General features: G+C 46.3%; 13 protein-coding genes and 1 pseudogene. 9 read left to right on the top strand and 5 right to left on the bottom strand.

Features of this window, described 5'->3' with window-relative positions:
- The first annotated feature begins 120 nt into the window (after positions 1-120).
- Positions 121-1446, top strand: coding sequence for a carbohydrate kinase (locus tag D0A34_07415; protein ID UNU18727.1), 1326 nt, complete (start codon positions 121-123; stop codon positions 1444-1446).
- Positions 1447-1448: 2 nt separating this feature from the next.
- On the opposite strand, the gene D0A34_07410 is transcribed toward D0A34_07415, so the two are convergent.
- From D0A34_07410 to D0A34_07400, 3 genes are all read right to left on the bottom strand, one after another.
- Complete coding sequence (locus tag D0A34_07410) at positions 1449-2054, bottom strand: hypothetical protein (protein ID UNU18726.1); 606 nt, start codon at positions 2052-2054, stop codon at positions 1449-1451.
- Positions 2055-2246: 192 nt separating this feature from the next.
- Positions 2247-4613 carry a DNA helicase PcrA gene (gene pcrA / locus D0A34_07405; protein ID UNU18725.1) on the bottom strand — a complete coding sequence of 789 codons (2367 nt, stop codon included), beginning with the start codon at positions 4611-4613 and terminating at the stop codon, positions 2247-2249.
- A 206-nt stretch (positions 4614-4819) separates the two neighbouring features.
- Positions 4820-5203, bottom strand: coding sequence for a DUF1232 domain-containing protein (locus D0A34_07400; GenBank protein ID UNU18724.1), 384 nt, complete (start codon positions 5201-5203; stop codon positions 4820-4822).
- Positions 5204-5489: 286 nt separating this feature from the next.
- Here D0A34_07400 and D0A34_07395 point away from each other — a divergent pair, with 286 nt between their 5' ends.
- Positions 5490-6230 (top strand): DUF541 domain-containing protein, encoded by a 741-nt coding sequence (locus D0A34_07395; protein UNU18723.1) that lies wholly within the window; start codon positions 5490-5492, stop codon positions 6228-6230.
- 1005 nt (positions 6231-7235) lie between these two features.
- On the opposite strand, the pseudogene D0A34_07390 reads toward D0A34_07395, so the two are convergent.
- A pseudogene (locus D0A34_07390) lies at positions 7236-8225 on the bottom strand (hypothetical protein).
- Between the two features lie 700 nt (positions 8226-8925).
- Between D0A34_07390 and D0A34_07385 the strand changes: the two are divergent.
- The 7 genes from D0A34_07385 to proB all read left to right on the top strand — a co-directional run bounded on the left by D0A34_07385 (position 8926) and on the right by proB (position 16424).
- On the top strand, positions 8926-10107 hold the full coding sequence (locus D0A34_07385; protein UNU18722.1) for a F420-0:Gamma-glutamyl ligase: 1182 nt from the start codon (positions 8926-8928) through the stop codon (positions 10105-10107).
- Between the two features lie 191 nt (positions 10108-10298).
- Positions 10299-11630 (top strand): GNAT family N-acetyltransferase, encoded by a 1332-nt coding sequence (locus D0A34_07380; protein ID UNU18721.1) that lies wholly within the window; start codon positions 10299-10301, stop codon positions 11628-11630.
- Between the two features lie 289 nt (positions 11631-11919).
- Entirely contained in the window at positions 11920-12360 is a 441-nt protein-coding gene (gene ruvX, locus D0A34_07375) for a Holliday junction resolvase RuvX (protein UNU18720.1), read from the top strand.
- A 329-nt stretch (positions 12361-12689) separates the two neighbouring features.
- Complete coding sequence (locus D0A34_07370; GenBank protein UNU18719.1) at positions 12690-13268, top strand: DUF3727 domain-containing protein; 579 nt, start codon at positions 12690-12692, stop codon at positions 13266-13268.
- 247 nt (positions 13269-13515) lie between these two features.
- Positions 13516-14640, top strand: a complete 1125-nt coding sequence (gene mltG, locus D0A34_07365) for an endolytic transglycosylase MltG (GenBank protein ID UNU18718.1) — start codon at positions 13516-13518, stop codon at positions 14638-14640.
- 142 nt (positions 14641-14782) lie between these two features.
- Positions 14783-15304, top strand: coding sequence for a YqeG family HAD IIIA-type phosphatase (locus tag D0A34_07360; GenBank protein UNU18717.1), 522 nt, complete (start codon positions 14783-14785; stop codon positions 15302-15304).
- A 10-nt stretch (positions 15305-15314) separates the two neighbouring features.
- Positions 15315-16424: a glutamate 5-kinase gene (gene proB / locus D0A34_07355; protein UNU18716.1), complete on the top strand. Its 1110-nt coding sequence runs from the start codon at positions 15315-15317 to the stop codon at positions 16422-16424.
- A gap of 1 nt (position 16425) precedes the next feature.
- On the opposite strand, the gene D0A34_07350 is transcribed toward proB, so the two are convergent.
- Entirely contained in the window at positions 16426-17184 is a 759-nt protein-coding gene (locus D0A34_07350; protein ID UNU18715.1) for a hypothetical protein, read from the bottom strand.
- Positions 17185-17455 lie beyond the last annotated feature (271 nt).

Genomic DNA, 17455 nt, shown 5'->3' with positions numbered 1-17455 from the left:
ATAGGACAAAGACCAGATAAATGCTGATATTCTCGCTGAAGAAGCTGAGTTAGAAACAACAATAAGATGTAAATAAACTTTGTGGTTTCCTCAAAATAGAAAAATTCGCCGGAGTAACAAATGAATCTTTATTTGGGAATAGATTTCGGCACGACTGGCGCTCGATCGACTGTCATAGACTCCCAGGGTACAATACATTGTGAGACTGAATATACTTTTGCCAACAACGGGCAACAACAGCGTGAATTGCCCTCGGTGTGGCAAAATGCGCTGTGGGATTCGATCGAGCAAATTCCCCCAACAATCCGCAATCAGGTAAGGGCGATCGCCCTTGACGGCACATCTTCCACTGTCATGCTGTGCAATACCGACGGTATACCAGTATGCGAGCCGATTTTATACAATGATGCGCGCGGTGCAGCGGTGACTGAGAGGTTGCGGGCGATCGCCCCTGCCAACCACACAGTATTAAGCGCTACATCCAGTCTGGCTAAACTCCTGTGGTGGCAGGAGGGCGGGCTAGAAGCCCACCCGACAAAACAATTCAGTCTTTGTGGAACAGGCATCTTGCCTGTTGTTGAGAAGCTTTATTTCCTGCATCAAGCTGACTGGCTGGCATTTCTGCTGCACGGAAAATTGGGAATTAGCGACTATCACAATGCTTTGAAACTCGGTTTCGATGTTGATACTTTGTGCTATCCGAATTGGCTGATAGAGGGAATTGCGGGCGCTGCAACTCCTGAATTGCCGCAAGTTGTGGCACCGGGCACGCCTGTGGGGGAAGTGAGAGCTCAAGTGGGCGATCGCTTCGGTTTTCCCCGCGATTGTATGATTTGTGCTGGTACAACCGATAGCATTGCCGCATTTTTAGCAAGCGGTGTCAATTTACCAGGGGAAGCAGTAAGTTCTCTCGGCTCTACACTAGCAGTCAAACTGTTAAGTCATACCCGCGTAGATGATTCTAGATACGGGATTTACAGTCATAAATTAGGCGATTTGTGGTTAGTTGGAGGTGCTTCTAATACCGGAGGTGCGGTGCTACGACACTTTTTTACTGATGTTGAGTTAGAAACTTATAGCACACAAATTGATCCAGAACAAGAGAGTTTGCTGGATTATTACCCATTGTTGAAAAAGGGCGATCGCTTTCCGATTAATGACCCGAATTTGCCGCCGCGACTCGAACCGCGTCCCACTGATTCTGTGGAATTTCTGCACGGTTTGCTAGAAAGTATAGCGCGAATTGAAGCGCGGGGATATCAATTATTGCAAGAATTGGGTGCAACTCCTTTGACCAAAGTTTATACGGCTGGCGGCGGGGCAAAAAATGCGGTTTGGAGTGCGATTAGAAAGCGTTATTTAAAAGTCCCTGTTGAAACGCCGATTCATACTGCGGCTGCTTACGGGGTGGCGCTGTTGGCGATGCGGGGGGCGATGGGGATATAATGCTAATTTTCGCGCACCATCCACACTAAAAATCCCAATATTTTATCTACTGGAGGTAGCGGATAATCGGTAAGATCGATCGTCACTATTTGCCCTTCCAGCTTGAGAAACCGCCAAGCTGTGCCGCTGGAAACGCTGCCGTAGATGACGGAAATCGATCGCCTTTTGGCTTCATTAAATCTCTGGGCCGCCACCATTTCAGCAATACATTGACCCAAACCTACTTTCAAATCTCCTTTTTTAGCTTCCACCATCACAATTACCGGGGCCTCCACGTCTAATTGTTCCGGGGAACGGCTGATGATAAAATCGCAAACTCCTGTAAGTCCAACAGCTACATCAACATTAAATTCCTCACCCGAAAACACGCTGATTTGTTGGTTCAGAATCCTGCGAACTTCCAGCAATACAGGGTTAATAATAGCTTCAGAACGGGCTTTTTCGGTGCTAGTGGCGATCGCCCAAGGCAAATTTGTCTCCAGCATGGTCTGCAATGCTGTTGCGGGTGCGATCGGTTCGATTTCCGGCAGAAATCTGATTCCTTCCACTACTGTAAGATTGAAGGCTTCTTTAACCTTGCCGATGGTTGTAAATTGACTGTAAGACATAAGAGTTTAGGTTTTTATTTCTACTTTTTACTTAGATAAAACGAAGGTTGAAACCGCGTCTACATAAACGAGATCCCCGACGTGGACTAAAGATAAAAACGTAATTTTTACCGCATTTTTACCCCCCCTTCTTCAACCCGCTATTCTAGGGTTTTGCCTGTATAGACGCGGTTTAAACCGCCGGATTTTCTATTACACTCGCTGCAACTTAGCTGTTCTCGGATCGATGATTTTTCTGCCCAAACCCGAAAACTTAATTGCCAGATTAGTTTTATCGCCCGCCCCTAAAACGTGCGTAATTTCTCCAACTCCAAAAGCATGATGAAAAACCCGATCGCCCGTTTGCCAATCCGCCGATTGTCCATTGTTTCCCGCTTGAGAACTGCCGGAATTAGCGGCTGAATTATTAGTTTTTCCCTTAGATGTAGCCGTTTTCCCCCCTTGAGTTTTCTTCGCACTTCCAGCCAGCAAATGTGTCGGTAATTCCCCTAAGAATAGCGAAGGGGTGCAGTGTTCCCGGAAACCTCCCCAGAGGCGGCGTTCGCGAGTGTGGGTGAGAAATAGCAATTCCTGGGCGCGAGTGATGCCGACGTAGCACAAACGGCGTTCTTCTTCGATCGCTTTTGGGTCGTCCAAGCTGCGGAAATTGGGAAATAAACCCTGTTCCATTCCGACTAGAAATACTACGGGAAATTCTAGCCCTTTTGCTGAGTGCAGCGTCATCAGCGACACGCGGGAATCTTCTTCCTGCAAGTCATCTAAATCGGATGCTAAAGATGCTTTTGCTAAAAATGATGTCAGCGTCGGTTCTTCGTTTTGTTCTTCAAATTGTAGCACTGCATTGTACAATTCTATGACGTTTTCTATGCGATTTGTGGCTTCGTCGGTTCCTTGATTTTTCAAATCTTCAATGTAGCCTGAATCTTGGATAATTCCTTGGACAATTTGCGAAGCCGGCAGGGTTTCAAGTTGCGATTGCCAACGACCAATCATTTCGGCAAACTTAATAATAGCTTTTGCCGATCGCCCTGCTAGAGTATTGACAGAAGATTCATCGCTGAGGATTTCCCACAGGGGAATGCCCAATTGAGTTGCAGCGTCTTCCACTTTGGAAAATGTGGTATCGCCAATGCCGCGACGGGGAGTATTGATGATGCGTTTGAGGCTGACGCTATCGTCGGGATTGGCAACCGCCCGCAGGTATGCTAGGATATCTTTGATTTCTTTGCGATCGTAAAACTTCAGGCCACCGACAATATTGTAAGGAATATCTAAACGCATTAACGCTTCTTCAAAGGAGCGAGATTGAGCATTTGTGCGGTAGAGAATCGCAAAGTTACTGCCGTTTTCGTATTCGGAATTTTGGCGCTTTAAGGAATGAATTTGACCAGCTACAAATTCCGCTTCATCTAATTCGTTGTCCGCCCGCCAGACAACAATCGGAGCTCCCGGTTCGCGAGTCGGGCGCAGAATTTTTTCGATGCGTTCGGTATTGTGTTCGATTAAGTGGTTCGCCACTTGCAGGATGTTTTCGCGCGATCGATAATTTTCCTCTAATTTTACCATTGTCTGAGTTTTTGCATCGGACAAACCATCTCCAAAATCCTCTTGAAATTCCAGCAATATGGTATAATCTGCCATCCGAAAGCTGTAAATTGATTGATCGACATCGCCCACGACAAAAATCGAGCGGTTTTGCCATTTATCGAAGTTTTTCGGGTCGGCGTTATTTGTCACCAACATCCGAATCAAATCGTATTGAGTGCGGTTAGTATCTTGGTATTCGTCAACTAAAATATGGCAAAACTTTTTATGCCAGTAACTTAATACTTCCTCGTTTTGGCTCAAAAGTTTAACGGGAACCAAGATTAAATCGTCAAAATCTAGGGCATTGTTGGCTGCTAAAGCGTCTTGGTAGCGACTGTAAACATCGGCAATTACACGACCGCGATAATCCGGTTCTGCTGCTTGGTATTCTTGAGGCGACAAGCCTTTATTTTTAGCGTTGCTGATGACATAGCGGACTTTTCTGGGGTCAAATTTCTTGTCGTCGAGGTTCAGGGTTTTGGTGACGATTTGTTTGACGATGCTTTGAGCATCTGACTCGTCAAAAATCGAAAAGTTTTTCTTCCACTGGCGACCTTTTTCGTCTTGGTATTTCTCAATGTCGTAGCGGAGAATCCGGCCGCACAAAGAGTGAAAAGTCCCCATCCAAATCTGTTTGGTAATTCTCTGGTAAATTTGCGATCGCAATTTGGTTTGCACATTCGGGGCCAACTCTACCAAAGGTTTGCCATATTCCGCTTCAGCTTGCTGAGTGGCCAGCAATTTCTCAATTCTTTCTTTCATCTCCCTGGCGGCTTTATTTGTAAATGTCACCGCCAGAATATTTTCTGGATCAACTCGATGCGTGCGAACTAAGTTAGCAACTCGGTAAGTTAGAGCTCTTGTTTTGCCGGAACCAGCGCCGGCTACTACTAATAGCGGCCCGTTATAATGGGCGACGGCTTGGCGCTGAGATGGGTTGAGGTGGCTGAGGAAATCAGTGGTTTGAGTCATAGCTAAAAAGTTAGTTTTATTGTTTAAGGTAAATAATACTGGGATGCGATACGGCGAGTTTTTTTAACGTAAGGTGCGCTAGGCGCACCCTATATTATAACTAGAATGGTAATTTTTTAAACTTTAAATATTTTTCGGTCAAACGACTTGTTTAAGGTAAGGTGCTTGGCGCGCACCCTACACAATAACTAGATAGGTGATTTTTTTTAACGTTTAAATATTCGTGTCAGCCAAATTGCTGTTAATATTCCCAAGCCAATCCAAATGGCAATAATCACAACAGCGGCAACCCGATTTATCGGTTTTCCTCGCTCTATTTCTGCGGCTGCTTTTTCCCGACAATCCGCTAAAACCTGTGGCGGAATCATCTTCAGTACCAGCCAAATTCCCAAAGGTACAATTATCAAATCGTCCAAGTAGCCAAGAATTGGTATGAAGTCAGGAATTAAGTCGAGCGGGCTAAAAGCGTAGGCAACCGTAAGGCCTGCTAAAATTCTGGCGTACCAAGGTACTCTCGGGTCTATACTGGCTAAATAAACAGCGTAAGTTTCTTTTTTGAGTCGGCGGGCAACTTGTTTTAAGGATTGCATCTTTTAACAATTTTATCATTTTTAAATTTTATTTAAAATGAAATAGTAGTTGCGTCGGAGTGTCATAAACTGGGTGGGTTTCTATATTTATCGTTGCCAAACCTCTTATTTTACCCAGAACACCAATTTTTTAGGGGAGCGTCCTGCGGACATCATAATAACTCATAATTTATTCAGAAGTACGGACTATTTTTTTAGTTGCTAAAAATGTAACAACCCGGATATTTAGCAATTTCAGTGGGAAGGTAAAGTATAGCATCTGTTGTATGTGAGGAGAATCAAATTTATGAATTCAACTTTACGATCGCGCGATCGCATTAATTTCCGTAGCCTGGTAACAGCGTTGTGTTTAACCTTAACTCTCGTGAGTTTCGCGGGATTAGATCCGGCGGCTGCTCAAGAACAGCGGATCAGAACGCTGACTGTTACTGGGCGGGGTGTGGAAGCGATTCCTACAACTCAAACACAAGTGCGGCTGGGGGTTGAGGTGCAGGGGAAAACGGCGGCCGAGGTGCAGCAGGAAGTGGCGAGGCGATCGTCCGCTGTGGTAGAGTTGCTGCGATCGCGCCAAGTCGAAAAACTCGAAACTGCCGGCATCTCCCTCAATCCCATTTATAACTTCGACAACAACCAACAGCGCTTGACTGGCTATACGGCGACGAATACCGTCAGTTTTCGGATTAATACTGCATCTGCCGGCACTTTGCTTGACGATGCGGTGAATGCCGGAGCCACACGCATCGACGGCGTGAGTTTTGCCGCTGCCGAAAGTGCGATCGAATCTGCTCGAAAACAAGCACTCCGCAAAGCAACTCAAGATGCTCAAGCGCAAGCGGATGCAGTCTTTAGCGCCCTCAACCTCAAGCGGGGAGAGATTCTGGGCATTCAAGTCAACGGTGCTAGCCCGCCACCTCCCATGTATCGGCAATTGGCAGGTGCTCGCGCTGCTGCTGCTGACGCTACAACGCCTGTGGTGGGAGGGGAACAGCAGGTAGAAGCTTCTGTGACTTTGCAATTTGGATATTAAATAGTTAAGGGTTGAACTGGCCACATCAGCTTGACCCTAACTATTTCTCGATTTATCAAGCAGCTTTTTCTACAAAAAACTTTAGCCGTTTTAAACTTTTGCCAGTAGTCGAGCAATTGTTCGCCTCCCACACAAATATTTCCGTATCTTCGCCCCCAAGAGCCACAACAATCAAAGCCTTAACAATTTTAGCGCCAAACAAAGTTTCACTCTAAGTAAGTCAGTGGAAAAATTCATAATTAGCTAAGGAAATATTAAGTGGCGCGCTCTGAGTTAAAGTGTAACTGCTCATCGCCACAAAGTTGCGGTGAGCAGTTACGACAAAGGGCGACAACCTAATTGTCAACTATGAACGAAATATCTCGTTCTTGAGGGAGAGAGTTCCTCAATAAATATACTCTGCGCTACACCATAGGCGATCGCATTCCTCCTAAACAGAAAAGAGTGGACTCTTTTCTAAGATCCACTCTCTGTTAAACTCTCTTAGGGCTAGCTTTAACAAGCTGGAGTTAAGCCCTGAGCAGTTACGACAAAGGGCGACAACCTAATTGTCAACTATGAACGAAATATCTCGTTCTTGAGGGAGAGAGTTCCTCAATAAATATACTCTGCGCTACACCATAGGCGATCGCATTCCTCCTAAACAGAAAAGAGTGGACTCTTTTCTAAGATCCACTCTCTGTTAAACTCTCTTAGGGCTAGCTTTAACAAGCTGGAGTTAAGCCCTTACTTTACCTAGTCCTTAATGATTCTCTTGTCATTAATGACCACTTGATCCTTGAGTTCAGGACTGCCGGAGATGTGAATATCGCTATCCTTATTTTCCTCTGCGGCGGATTCGGCTAGATATTGGGCAGATGACTTAACATCGTGCGCTGCACCTTGAGGAGATGGGGTTGCATTTTGGGCAGATGACCTAAAATCAGGCACTGCAGGTTTAGCAGATCCGGCTGCATTTTGGGCAGATGATTTAAAATCATGCGCTGCACCTTGAGGAGATGGGGTTGCATTTTGGGCAGATGACTTAACATCCTGCGCTGCACCTTTAGCAGATTCGACAGCATTTTGGGCAGATGACTTAACATCCTGCTTAACATCCTGCGCTGCACCTTTAGCAGATTCGGCAGCATTTTGGGCAGATGACTTAACATCCTGCGCTGCACCTTTAGCAGATTCGGCGGCGCTTTGAGCAGATGACTTAATTGATTCAGCGGCACTTTGGCCAGAGGACTTAAGCGATTCGGCGGCACTTTTTATAGAGGGCTCAACTGCCTTCGCTGTATCTTTTACAGTCGATCTAAGATCCTGAGTGGCACCCTCAATTTCCTGAGCTACAGCTTTGACAGAAGGCTTAACTTCATCAGCAGTACTCTTAATAGAGTCCGCTGCACTTTGTATAGAAGGCTTGACACCTTCGACTGTCTGCTTGACTGAATCTTTTACTTCTCTAATCGTAGGTGTGACTTCCTCGGATGCGCTCTTGACTGCATCTACTACAGAAGGCTTGACTTCCTTAACTGTCTGATCGACAGATTCGGCTATACTTTTAATCGAAGGCTTAGTTTCCTCAACAGTCTCCTTGACTGCTTCTGCTGTAGCTTTGATAGATGGTTTAACTTCCTCAGCAGTTTCCTTTACTACTGTCCCTAGCTCTTCTACAGTGTGTTTAATACCGTCTGCTACAGTGTGTGCTGCATCCCCTAAATTATCTACAGCACGATTAACAGTATCAGCAGTACCTTTACCAATCATAGCGCCAGCAACTGAGCCTGCTACAGCACCAATAATGCCTCCAGAACGAGCACCGAGTATACCACCGACTGCTGCTCCAGCTATCCTCGCACCAATGCCTGAGCCTGATGATTGATCTTCGTGTGATTCTGCATTTTCGTTAGTCTGAGCCTGAATCTGCTGGTTCTCGCTATTGTCAACTTTCTTTTCCTGGAAGTCAGGATTTGCTTCAGGCTGGTTAAAAGGCTGCTTATTATCAGTCATAGATATCCTTGAGTATTACTGCTACACTTACTAGGCTAACTATATACTTCTCAGAAAATGTACTGCCTAAGAACTAGATTTTGACTGTTACTTAAGAAGTAGATTCTCAAAGGTACTGACCACTACGGCGCTAGCGGCTCGCTGTTCATTCGACATTGAAGAAGCTGGAGGCGCGCGATCGGACATCTGGAACAGTCTTAGCTTAGCGATCCAAAAATAACTCATGTATACAGAGTTATTTACAGATTAAATGATTATTAATAAATATTCTAAAAAAATGTGGAGTGCCAGCTTATAAATTAACGTTAAAAAAAAATAAATTATTATATGTCTTTAAAAAAATAACTATTAAATAATTGAATTAAGTGATTTGTTTTGTAGGCGTTGCTGATTTACGGTAGGAAAGGCTAAATATGCAAGTCAGAGAAACCACTATCCACAAAGATTCGGGATTTTCAACTGATTTTTTTCATACCCTGATTAAGCCACGCCAGATTTGGGAGTGATCTAACTCACCAGGAGATCTCTTTGAACAGCAAATTGACCGCTGCCGCCACCAGAGGCGATCGCACTTACGTGTAATTGGGCATAAGTTCGATCGCCCCCAACAACCCCCAAAACTTCAATTACTACCGGATCGTCGATCGAAGTGACAGAGATCGACTAAAGTAAACAGAAATTATTATTGGCGGTAATTAGAGTGATCGAGACTTTAGCAACAGGAGTCGCAGCAGCAGGTTCGCTGCTAGCATTGGGCGGGTTAGGCCTAGAGTTGAACTATCGCCGGACTGGAAGTCCAAATAAACTAGAACTAACAGCCGGAGAATGGCACTTAGCCATCTCCGAACCCAACCGCTATCTTTTAGTCGGGGAAATGGAGTTCCGCAACCTGACACAGCGGTTTGAGATTATGTTGCCGGAAGTGCGGGCACAGGTGAAACTGCTGTCTGACGGAAGTTTGGATGGCGTTACTTCCCAGACAAAGGTGATTCCTTGCCACAAAGAGGCAGCAGCCAGAGCAGACGATTACTGGTTCGGGTATATTGTTAAAGCCCAAAAAAACACGAAAATTAAAGTCTCTGTAGACATTCAAGGGCAAGATTTAACCAAATTGCAATCAGCTTGGGTGCAAGTACACTTCGTCACCTACGGCCCAGGCGGGCGCATCCCCAAAGTCCGTAACGTAGTAGTCCCGCTGCAATTCCCCAACTCGGACACCGTACCCATCGCCAGAAATGTCGGAGTTGCAGAAGTCTTGCCGATTCGCACTCACATACTGGCCGAATTGGACAATCCCGTCGAAATAGTCAAGCGGTACGTGCTGCCGCGCGCCCAGAAAGGCGATATTGTCGCCTTGGCAGAAACTCCCCTAGCTTTGATGCAGGGACGCTACCGCCATCCCAGCGAAGTCAAACCAGGATGGGCGGCAAAGCGAGTGTGCTTGTTTTTCTTGCCCACGTCGAGTTTGGCCACGGCTTGCGGGATGCAGACGTTGGTTGATGTAGTAGGTCCTTGGCGCGTAGTAGCAGCATTTGCGATCGGCGCTGTGGCTAAAATATTTGGTAAACCGGGAGTCTTTTACCAACTAGCAGGGGAACAAGCCAGGCTGATCGACGACGTTACCGGGACTTTGCCTCCCTTTGACCAATTTATTGTCCTCGGCCCAGACAATCCCCAGCAAGTTGTAGAAGAAATTCAACGAGAAACCGGACTTGCGGCGGCGATCGTAGACGCTAATGACTTGAAAGCAGTTAAGATATTAGCAGCGACCTCCGATTTATCGGTAACATTCTTAGAGCAAGCTTTGCGAAGCAACCCTGCCGGGAATGGTGACGAGCGAACACCGGTCGTTGTAATTCGACCTCTGCCACAAAAATCTTGAGTTGAAAACAGAAAATTAAAAATTCCAAAAGATGATTTGAAATTTTTAATTTTCGATCGATCAAGAAAGGGAGAAGAATCAAAAGTTATAAGTTTTGAAATCAAAATTTACCTATTCACAACTCAAAACTTATCTAGCTCTTCCCCTTTCTGAATTTTTATTTTTAAATTTCCATTCTCCACTTTTATGCTATGACTTCATTTCCCTCCCAAAACCAAAACCCGGTTGTGATTCGCCCGTTTCAGTATCGCGACATCGAGGTGATGGAACAACTGTGCGCGGAAACAGCCGACGAGCCAGAAAATCGCAAGGGCGCAAGCTGCGACGTGGTACTGGGTAGAAAGTTGCAGCAGATTCGCCGCTGGTACGGAGTGCTAAAGATTTTTAGCTTGTTTCCCAACCCTTGTCAGTCCCTGTTCCGGGCCCACGTTGCCGAAGAAGAGGGGAGCGTGAAGGGCATAATTCAGATTTCTCCCTTCAACCGCACCCGCAGCACTTGGCGGATCGATCGCATAGGAGTAGACCCGGAAGCCCGCAGCAAAGGAATTGGTTCTATGCTGCTGCGGTACTGCTTTGAGGCAGTCTGGGAGGCGCGGACGTGGCTGTTGGAAGTGAACGTCGGCGACACAACTTCCTTGGCTTTGTATCGGCAAAACGGGTTTCAGCCTTTGGCGCAGATGACTTACTGGACGATCGCCCCAGAACGCCTTCAAGAAATGGCCAACTCGACGCCAGATTTGCCCAACCTGCTGCCGGTCAGCAACGCCGACGCTCAGTTGCTCTACCAACTGGATACCGCGTCTATGCCGCCGCTGGTGCGCCAAGTATTCGATCGCCACATTCAAGATTTCAAAACCAGTTTTTTCGGCGCTTTAGTCGAAGGTGTCAGACAGTGGCTGGGCAAAACAGAAGTAGTTAGCGGCTACGTGTTTGAACCGCAGCGCAAAGCCGCGATCGGCTATTTTCAGGTGCAGCTATCCCGCAACGGCCAGCAACCGCACGTCGCCCAGTTGACTGTACACCCGGCCTACACTTGGCTTTACCCAGAACTGCTGTCCCAGATGGCGCGCCTCGTTCAAGATTTCCCAGTTCAAAGCCTGCAACTGGCTTCCGCTGACTATCAGCCGGAACGGGAAGCTTATTTAGAGCAATTTGGAGCAGTGCGCGTGGAACACAGTTTGCTGATGTCTCGCTCGGTGTGGCACAAATTGCGCGAGTCCAAGTTGGTCTCTCTCGAAGGACTGCAGCTATCAGAAATGCTGCAAAGCTTCCAGCCAACTCGCAAACCCGTACCCGGCAGGATGTCCTGGCTCGGCCCGATGGCTGGGGAAGCAGCAGCAGGGCCCGCATCCTCCGAGATTAAACCGCTCTTGGCTGACTCAGGAAACAGCCAAACGAATCAAGTTAACCCCTTGGGCGGCCAAAATTCCGAATCAGCAGCAACTGATGGCAGCAGCATTTTGCCTTTAAATCTGCCAGAGTTGCCTCTTGACGGTCGCTGGCCCGGAGAACTCAATTCTTAATAAGTGAAAGCAGAAGGTAAAAGGTATAAGGCAGAAAAAAATAAAATTAATCATCCAATAAATTACTTTTTTCTGTCATAATCCCCAAATCTCCCTTCTGCTTTTGATTAATATCAACTTAAGATTACCTATCTTCTTCTTGCTTTCTTCTCTTCTTCCTTCGCAACAAGAGCGCTAACGCGCCGCTTGGCTAACGCACCTCGAAGCGGTTCGTTAAAGAAGATTATTTCCGCAAAAAAACAGTAAATCTAAAATCTAAAATCTAAAATCTAAAATTGATTGATTGATAATGTCCAACGATAAATTATGGATTTCAGCTCTGGGATTAGATATCGGCCTCAAACGAGTCGGCATCGCCGGGTGTGACGGCACTGGTTTAATAGCTACGGGCATTACAACACTGGTACGATCGTCATTCGAGCGAGACGTAGCTTATCTCCGAGAGCTCGTGCGAGAGCGGAGAGTTCAAATTTTGGTTGCAGGCTTGCCCTACTCTCTGAGCCGGGAATTAGGCACTCAAGCCCGACAAGTGCAGAAATATGCTACTCGCATCGCCACAGCCTTAGAGCTCCCCCTAGAATACGTGGACGAGCGCCTGACTTCGGTTGAGGCAGAGGAATTGATGAAAGCAGCAGGGATTTCGCTGTCCCAAAATAAGGGTTCGATCGATCGCAAAGCAGCCGCCCTGATTTTGCAGCAGTGGTTGGACGAGCGGAGGCAAAAGATCTGAGCAATTCCTAATCCTTGATAGCTGGTAACAAAGGCATGATATCCTGGTTGTGCAAGTTTGCTACGCACACCTGTAACCCTTGACAAACTGGAGAAAATTCTGCTGTACCTCGGTACTGAAGAAGCACAAAATCGTGATTTGTCCTCAGTGTCGCTTGCTGACTCGACTGAGATTTAAACGCTGCACTCCTCGCCTGTGGAAAAGGCCGCGAGTCTCGCGGTTTAAGCTGGTGGACTGGTGATCGCCCACTTAGCCAGAATATCGCCACGAAAATTCCCCATTGTCAAGCAAACGTTACTGAATTATTGACGGAAAATAAGATACACGCGATGTCCTCATCCCCATACCGCAAAAAAGAGAATGGCAATTCCAACGAAGAGTCCGTCACCCTGACGGATGAAGTTGGGCGATCGCTGGCTTGCAACATAGAATATTCTATGAATCTAGAAGGTCAAGAATACGCTTTGCTGCTTCCGATTGACTCGCCCGTAGAAATTTTTACTTGGCAGGGAGACGATAACGACGAAGCAGCAATTCCTGTAGAAGACGAAGCCGAAATTGACAAAATTTTTGATACAGCTAAAGTTGTGCTGCAAGAGCAGAACTTGACGCTCCGACGCACGGCGGTGACGCTGACTGTGGTGGGCGAATTGCCGGAATTTCCCGAAGAGGATATGACATCGGATGTCGATCCAGATGAGGAGTCCGAGTTCGAGGAGCTGATGTGGCTGACCAGTTTCTACCACGAAGAACAGGAATATGCCATTTATACGCCTCTAGACCCGTTCTTTATCTTGGCTAGAATGGATGACGACGGCAAGCCAGAATTGCTTTCGGAAGAAGAGTTCCAAAGGCTGGAACCGATGTTACCTATGCTGGAAGACCAGTTCTTTGACGATCTTGATTAGAGATTAATTGCAGACACAAGGTCTGATGGCAAAAAGCAGAATTTTTTACTATTTTATAAAAAAGTAAACTGCTCGCCCGATCGAACTTTTTCGAGATGGCCGCTTCTGCCTTCGCGATCGGGCGTTTGAATTGGGCCGCGTGAATAGGGTCTTTTAAAGGGCTTGTATTCCTAACTTTTCGGTCATCAATCGCAGGTCATCAGTCATTAGTCGCTAGTTAACCCCCGCTTATCCAGGACAACGGACTATGAGTAAAGAACAAATGACAAAAGGCAGCGCGCGCGAGAGCCGAAAAGGTAATCCGCAAGTCTCTAAATGGTTGTTTTATCTGGCGTTGCTACCGGCAATCTGGGGAGTTTGTGCTTGGCAAGGCTGGGCTTGGTGGAGCTGGGCTTCGGCGCCGCCTAAAATCACATCCTCATTGGGGAATCCGGCAGAAGATGCTGCTGTTTCGATCCAAATCCCGGAGGGTACTCCCAGTCAAAAAATCGGTCGGGATTTAGAGGCAGCGGGGTTGATTCGATCGAGCTCGGCATGGAATATGTGGACCCGCTGGCTGACTCTGCAAAACCGCGAGGGAGGTTTTCAAGCAGGAACTTACCGACTGTCGCCGACTCAGCCTCTGAGTGCAATTGCTGACAAAATTTGGAAGGGCGAAGTCGTACAGCAGAGTTTCACGATTCCAGAAGGGTGGTCGCTGCAACAAATGAGCGCTTATTTTGAAGCGCAAGGTTTTTTCCCGGCTAAGGATTTTATGGCGGTGGCGAGTCAAGTTCCCTACGCTCAGTACCCTTGGTTACCGAGTGGCCTGCCTCACTTGGAAGGGTTTTTGTACCCGGATACTTATCAGCTAGACGGCGATGCAATTAGCCCGGAAGCTGTCATTAAGCAAATGCTCGGTCGCTTCGAGGAGTTGGCTTTGCCGATATATCAAAAGAATCAGAAGAAAACTAAGCTGGATTTGAAAGAGTGGGTGACGCTGGCGAGTATTGTCGAAAAAGAGGCGGTGGTTGCGGGCGAGCGCAATCGTATTTCTGGGGTATTCAACAACCGTCTGAATAAGGGTATGGCCTTGGGTTCTGACCCGACGGTTGAATACGCCCTCGGCATTAGGCAAACGAAGGAAAAGCCTTTGACTTTCAAGCAGGTGGAAACGCCTTCTCCTTACAATACTTATATCAATGTAGGGCTGCCACCAACTCCGATCGCATCTCCGGGAATAGCAAGTCTGGAAGCTACTCTGACTCCGGAAAAGACAGAATACCTGTACTTTATGGCTCGATACGACGGCACTCACATTTTTAGCCGCACGCAGGCGGAACACGATGCTGCGATTGCTAAAGTTGACCAGCAGTTGCGATCGACTCAATAGATAGGCAATGACTAATACAAAAGTAAAAAGTCAAAAGTCACAAAGCAAAAGCAATAATTATTCACTTTTGATTTTTTACTTTTTTAATCTTTAACTTCCAATTTCTTATTTCTCAATCTAAAACCTAAAATCTAAAATCATTATGACTTGGGGTAAAATACTACAGCCTGACTTAGTTCTCGGCGATTCAGTCATGAAGTTAACGGCTGATATTCTTCAGAAATATAATATTAAAGGATTAGTTTTGGATGTGGACGAAACTCTCGTTCCCATCACTGCAATGAATGCTTCTCCTGAACTCACCCTGTGGGTGGAAGAAATTAAACCGGTGGTATCGCTGTGGTTGGCGAGTAATAATTTAAGCCAGACTCGGATCGGTCGGATTGCTGAGTCTTTGAATCTACCTTACATCACGGGTGCGGCTAAGCCGTCGCGTCGCAAGTTGCGAAAGGCTATTAATGCGATGAATTTGCCGGTGGAACAGGTGGCGATGGTGGGCGATCGACTTTTTACTGATGTTTTGGCAGGCAATCGTTTGGGTATGTTTACTATTTTAGTGGAACCCATGGTTGATGCTGGCTATGCGCTTCGCAAGTATCCGGTGCGCTCTTTTGAAGTTTGGGTTTCTCAAGCTTTGGGGGCTTCTCTTGATAGCAGAAATTAGAAAGATTTAAATGACTCAAACTATTGTTGTTAAAATAGGAACTTCGACGCTGACTCGCTCGACTACGGGAAACTTAGCTCTTTCAACTATTGCTGCATTGGTCGAAATTTTAGCTAATTTGCGGCAGCAAGGCCATCGAGTAGTTTTGGTTTCTTCGGGTGCGGTTGGGGTGGGCTGCGCGCGCTTGGGTTTGACGGAACGCCCGCGAAACATTGCTTTAAAACAGGCTGTGGCGGCTGTGGGCCAAGGGCGGCTGATGCGGGTGTACGATGACTTGTTTACTACTCTGCAACAGCCGATCGCTCAAGTATTGCTCACCAGGGGCGATTTAGTGCAGCGTAACGGTTATGTTAACGCTTGCAATACTTTTCAGCAACTGCTCAGGTTGGGCGTGATTCCGATCGTCAATGAAAACGATACAGTAGCGGTAGACGAGCTCAAATTTGGCGATAACGACACGCTTTCGGCGCTAGTAGCGAGTTTGGTAGAAGCAGATTGGTTGTTTGTGCTCACAGATGTCGATCGGCTGTATTCCGCCGATCCGCGCAGCAATCCCGACGCGCAGCCGATCACCCTAGTCCAAAGTATGGCACAGCTCACAGAATTTCAGGTGCAAACAGGAGATTCCCGCAGCGGCTGGGGAACCGGCGGAATGGTGACAAAAATTGAAGCAGCCAGAATAGCAACGGCATCGGGAGTGCGGACTGTCATCACTGACGGCTGCTTTCCTGGTAATATCGAGAAAATACTTAACGGAGAGTCGATCGGTACTCAATTTGAGCCTCAACCGCGCCCTGTAAACGCTCGCAAACACTGGATAGCTAACGTCCTAATTCCGGCAGGAAAACTATATTTAGATGCGGGTGCTGTCAAGGCAATTTCCCACGGCGGAAAATCGCTTTTAGCTGCGGGTATTGCTCAAGTAGAAGGAGAATTTCAAGCTGATGATTCCGTGCAGTTGTGCGACGCAGCCGGCAAGCAAATTGCTAGAGGACTTGTGAATTATAGCAGTTTAGAATTGAGACAAATCCAGGGCTGCAAGTCCGAGAAAATTGCTGAGATTTTAGGCTATGCAGGCGTAGAAACGGCGGTACACCGAGATAATTTAGTGATTGTTTAAACTAACAAATATCGAGACAGTCGATCGCGCAATGAGCGAAGGCAGAAATTGAGGATATTTGCAGCACAGTCTTGCAAGAATTTCTTTGGCTGTGTCGGAACAGCTCGTTCATCGCTTCTGTAAACAGTTCAAATACATTTTGTGCTAATTCTAAAGCTGCTTGGCATTCCGCATTAGTAAGTTTGATCTCTGCTAAAAGTTGCAACATCTCTGGCGTGTTTAAAAGGTGATAATTTTCTAAACCCCCATAACCTCCTCCAAAATCAACAGATTCTTTTTGGGTAATTGGCTGTAATTCTTTTACCACTGCTAGCGCCGCTTCAAAAAAAACTTGGGCGGTTCCTTCGAGGGCTTCCACTAACACCAGTTTCTGAATGGGAGAGGCTTTCCAAGCGTAGCGTTCGATCACTGAACAAAGCGATCGAGTTTTTTTAGTTTCTTCACCCCAAAGCAGTCTGAAGTCGCCGTAACTCATTAACTGGTTTAAGCCCAGTTCCTCTAGGTATTCTAGATAGTCGTGCCAGTAATAGTTTTTTTTATAAGTATATTTATTAATTAGTTCCTGAACTTTGTTATTACTAGAAGATTCTCGCAGCACATATTTATTTACATCGATCAATCCCACAGCCAAAGGAGCGAGTACAGGTGCAAAAATTAGTCGTTGATTCGCGTGAATATGTTTATTGGCTAGAAAGTCAAACAAGGGCAATTTTGCAAACTCTTGCTTTTTGGGTTCAATGAATGCTACAATGGCTTTCATACTTTTTTCGCCTGAATAGTTGCTGTCAAAATAATCTTCATACTTCTGTTAATTATCTATATTTTCGAGCCTAAATACTTGTGTTTATTATCATACATATTCGTATTTTAGATCATAGGTAAGAGTGTTTGCAGTCACAGGAAATTGTGACTTGTATCATAGTGTGCCAGAAGTTCGAGCATCTTGTTCGCTAGAGATAAAATGTTCTACATTTCGATTGCATATTTCGGGCGTTGCTCAAAGCCACCCCACAAGAGGTTGATTATTTTTT

The organism is Microcoleus vaginatus PCC 9802 (genome assembly GCA_022701275.1).
Taxonomy (GTDB): Bacteria; Cyanobacteriota; Cyanobacteriia; order Cyanobacteriales; family Microcoleaceae; genus Microcoleus; species Microcoleus vaginatus_A.
Note: the sequence above shows the minus strand (reverse complement) of the source record. Positions and strands in the feature narration are given on the sequence as shown.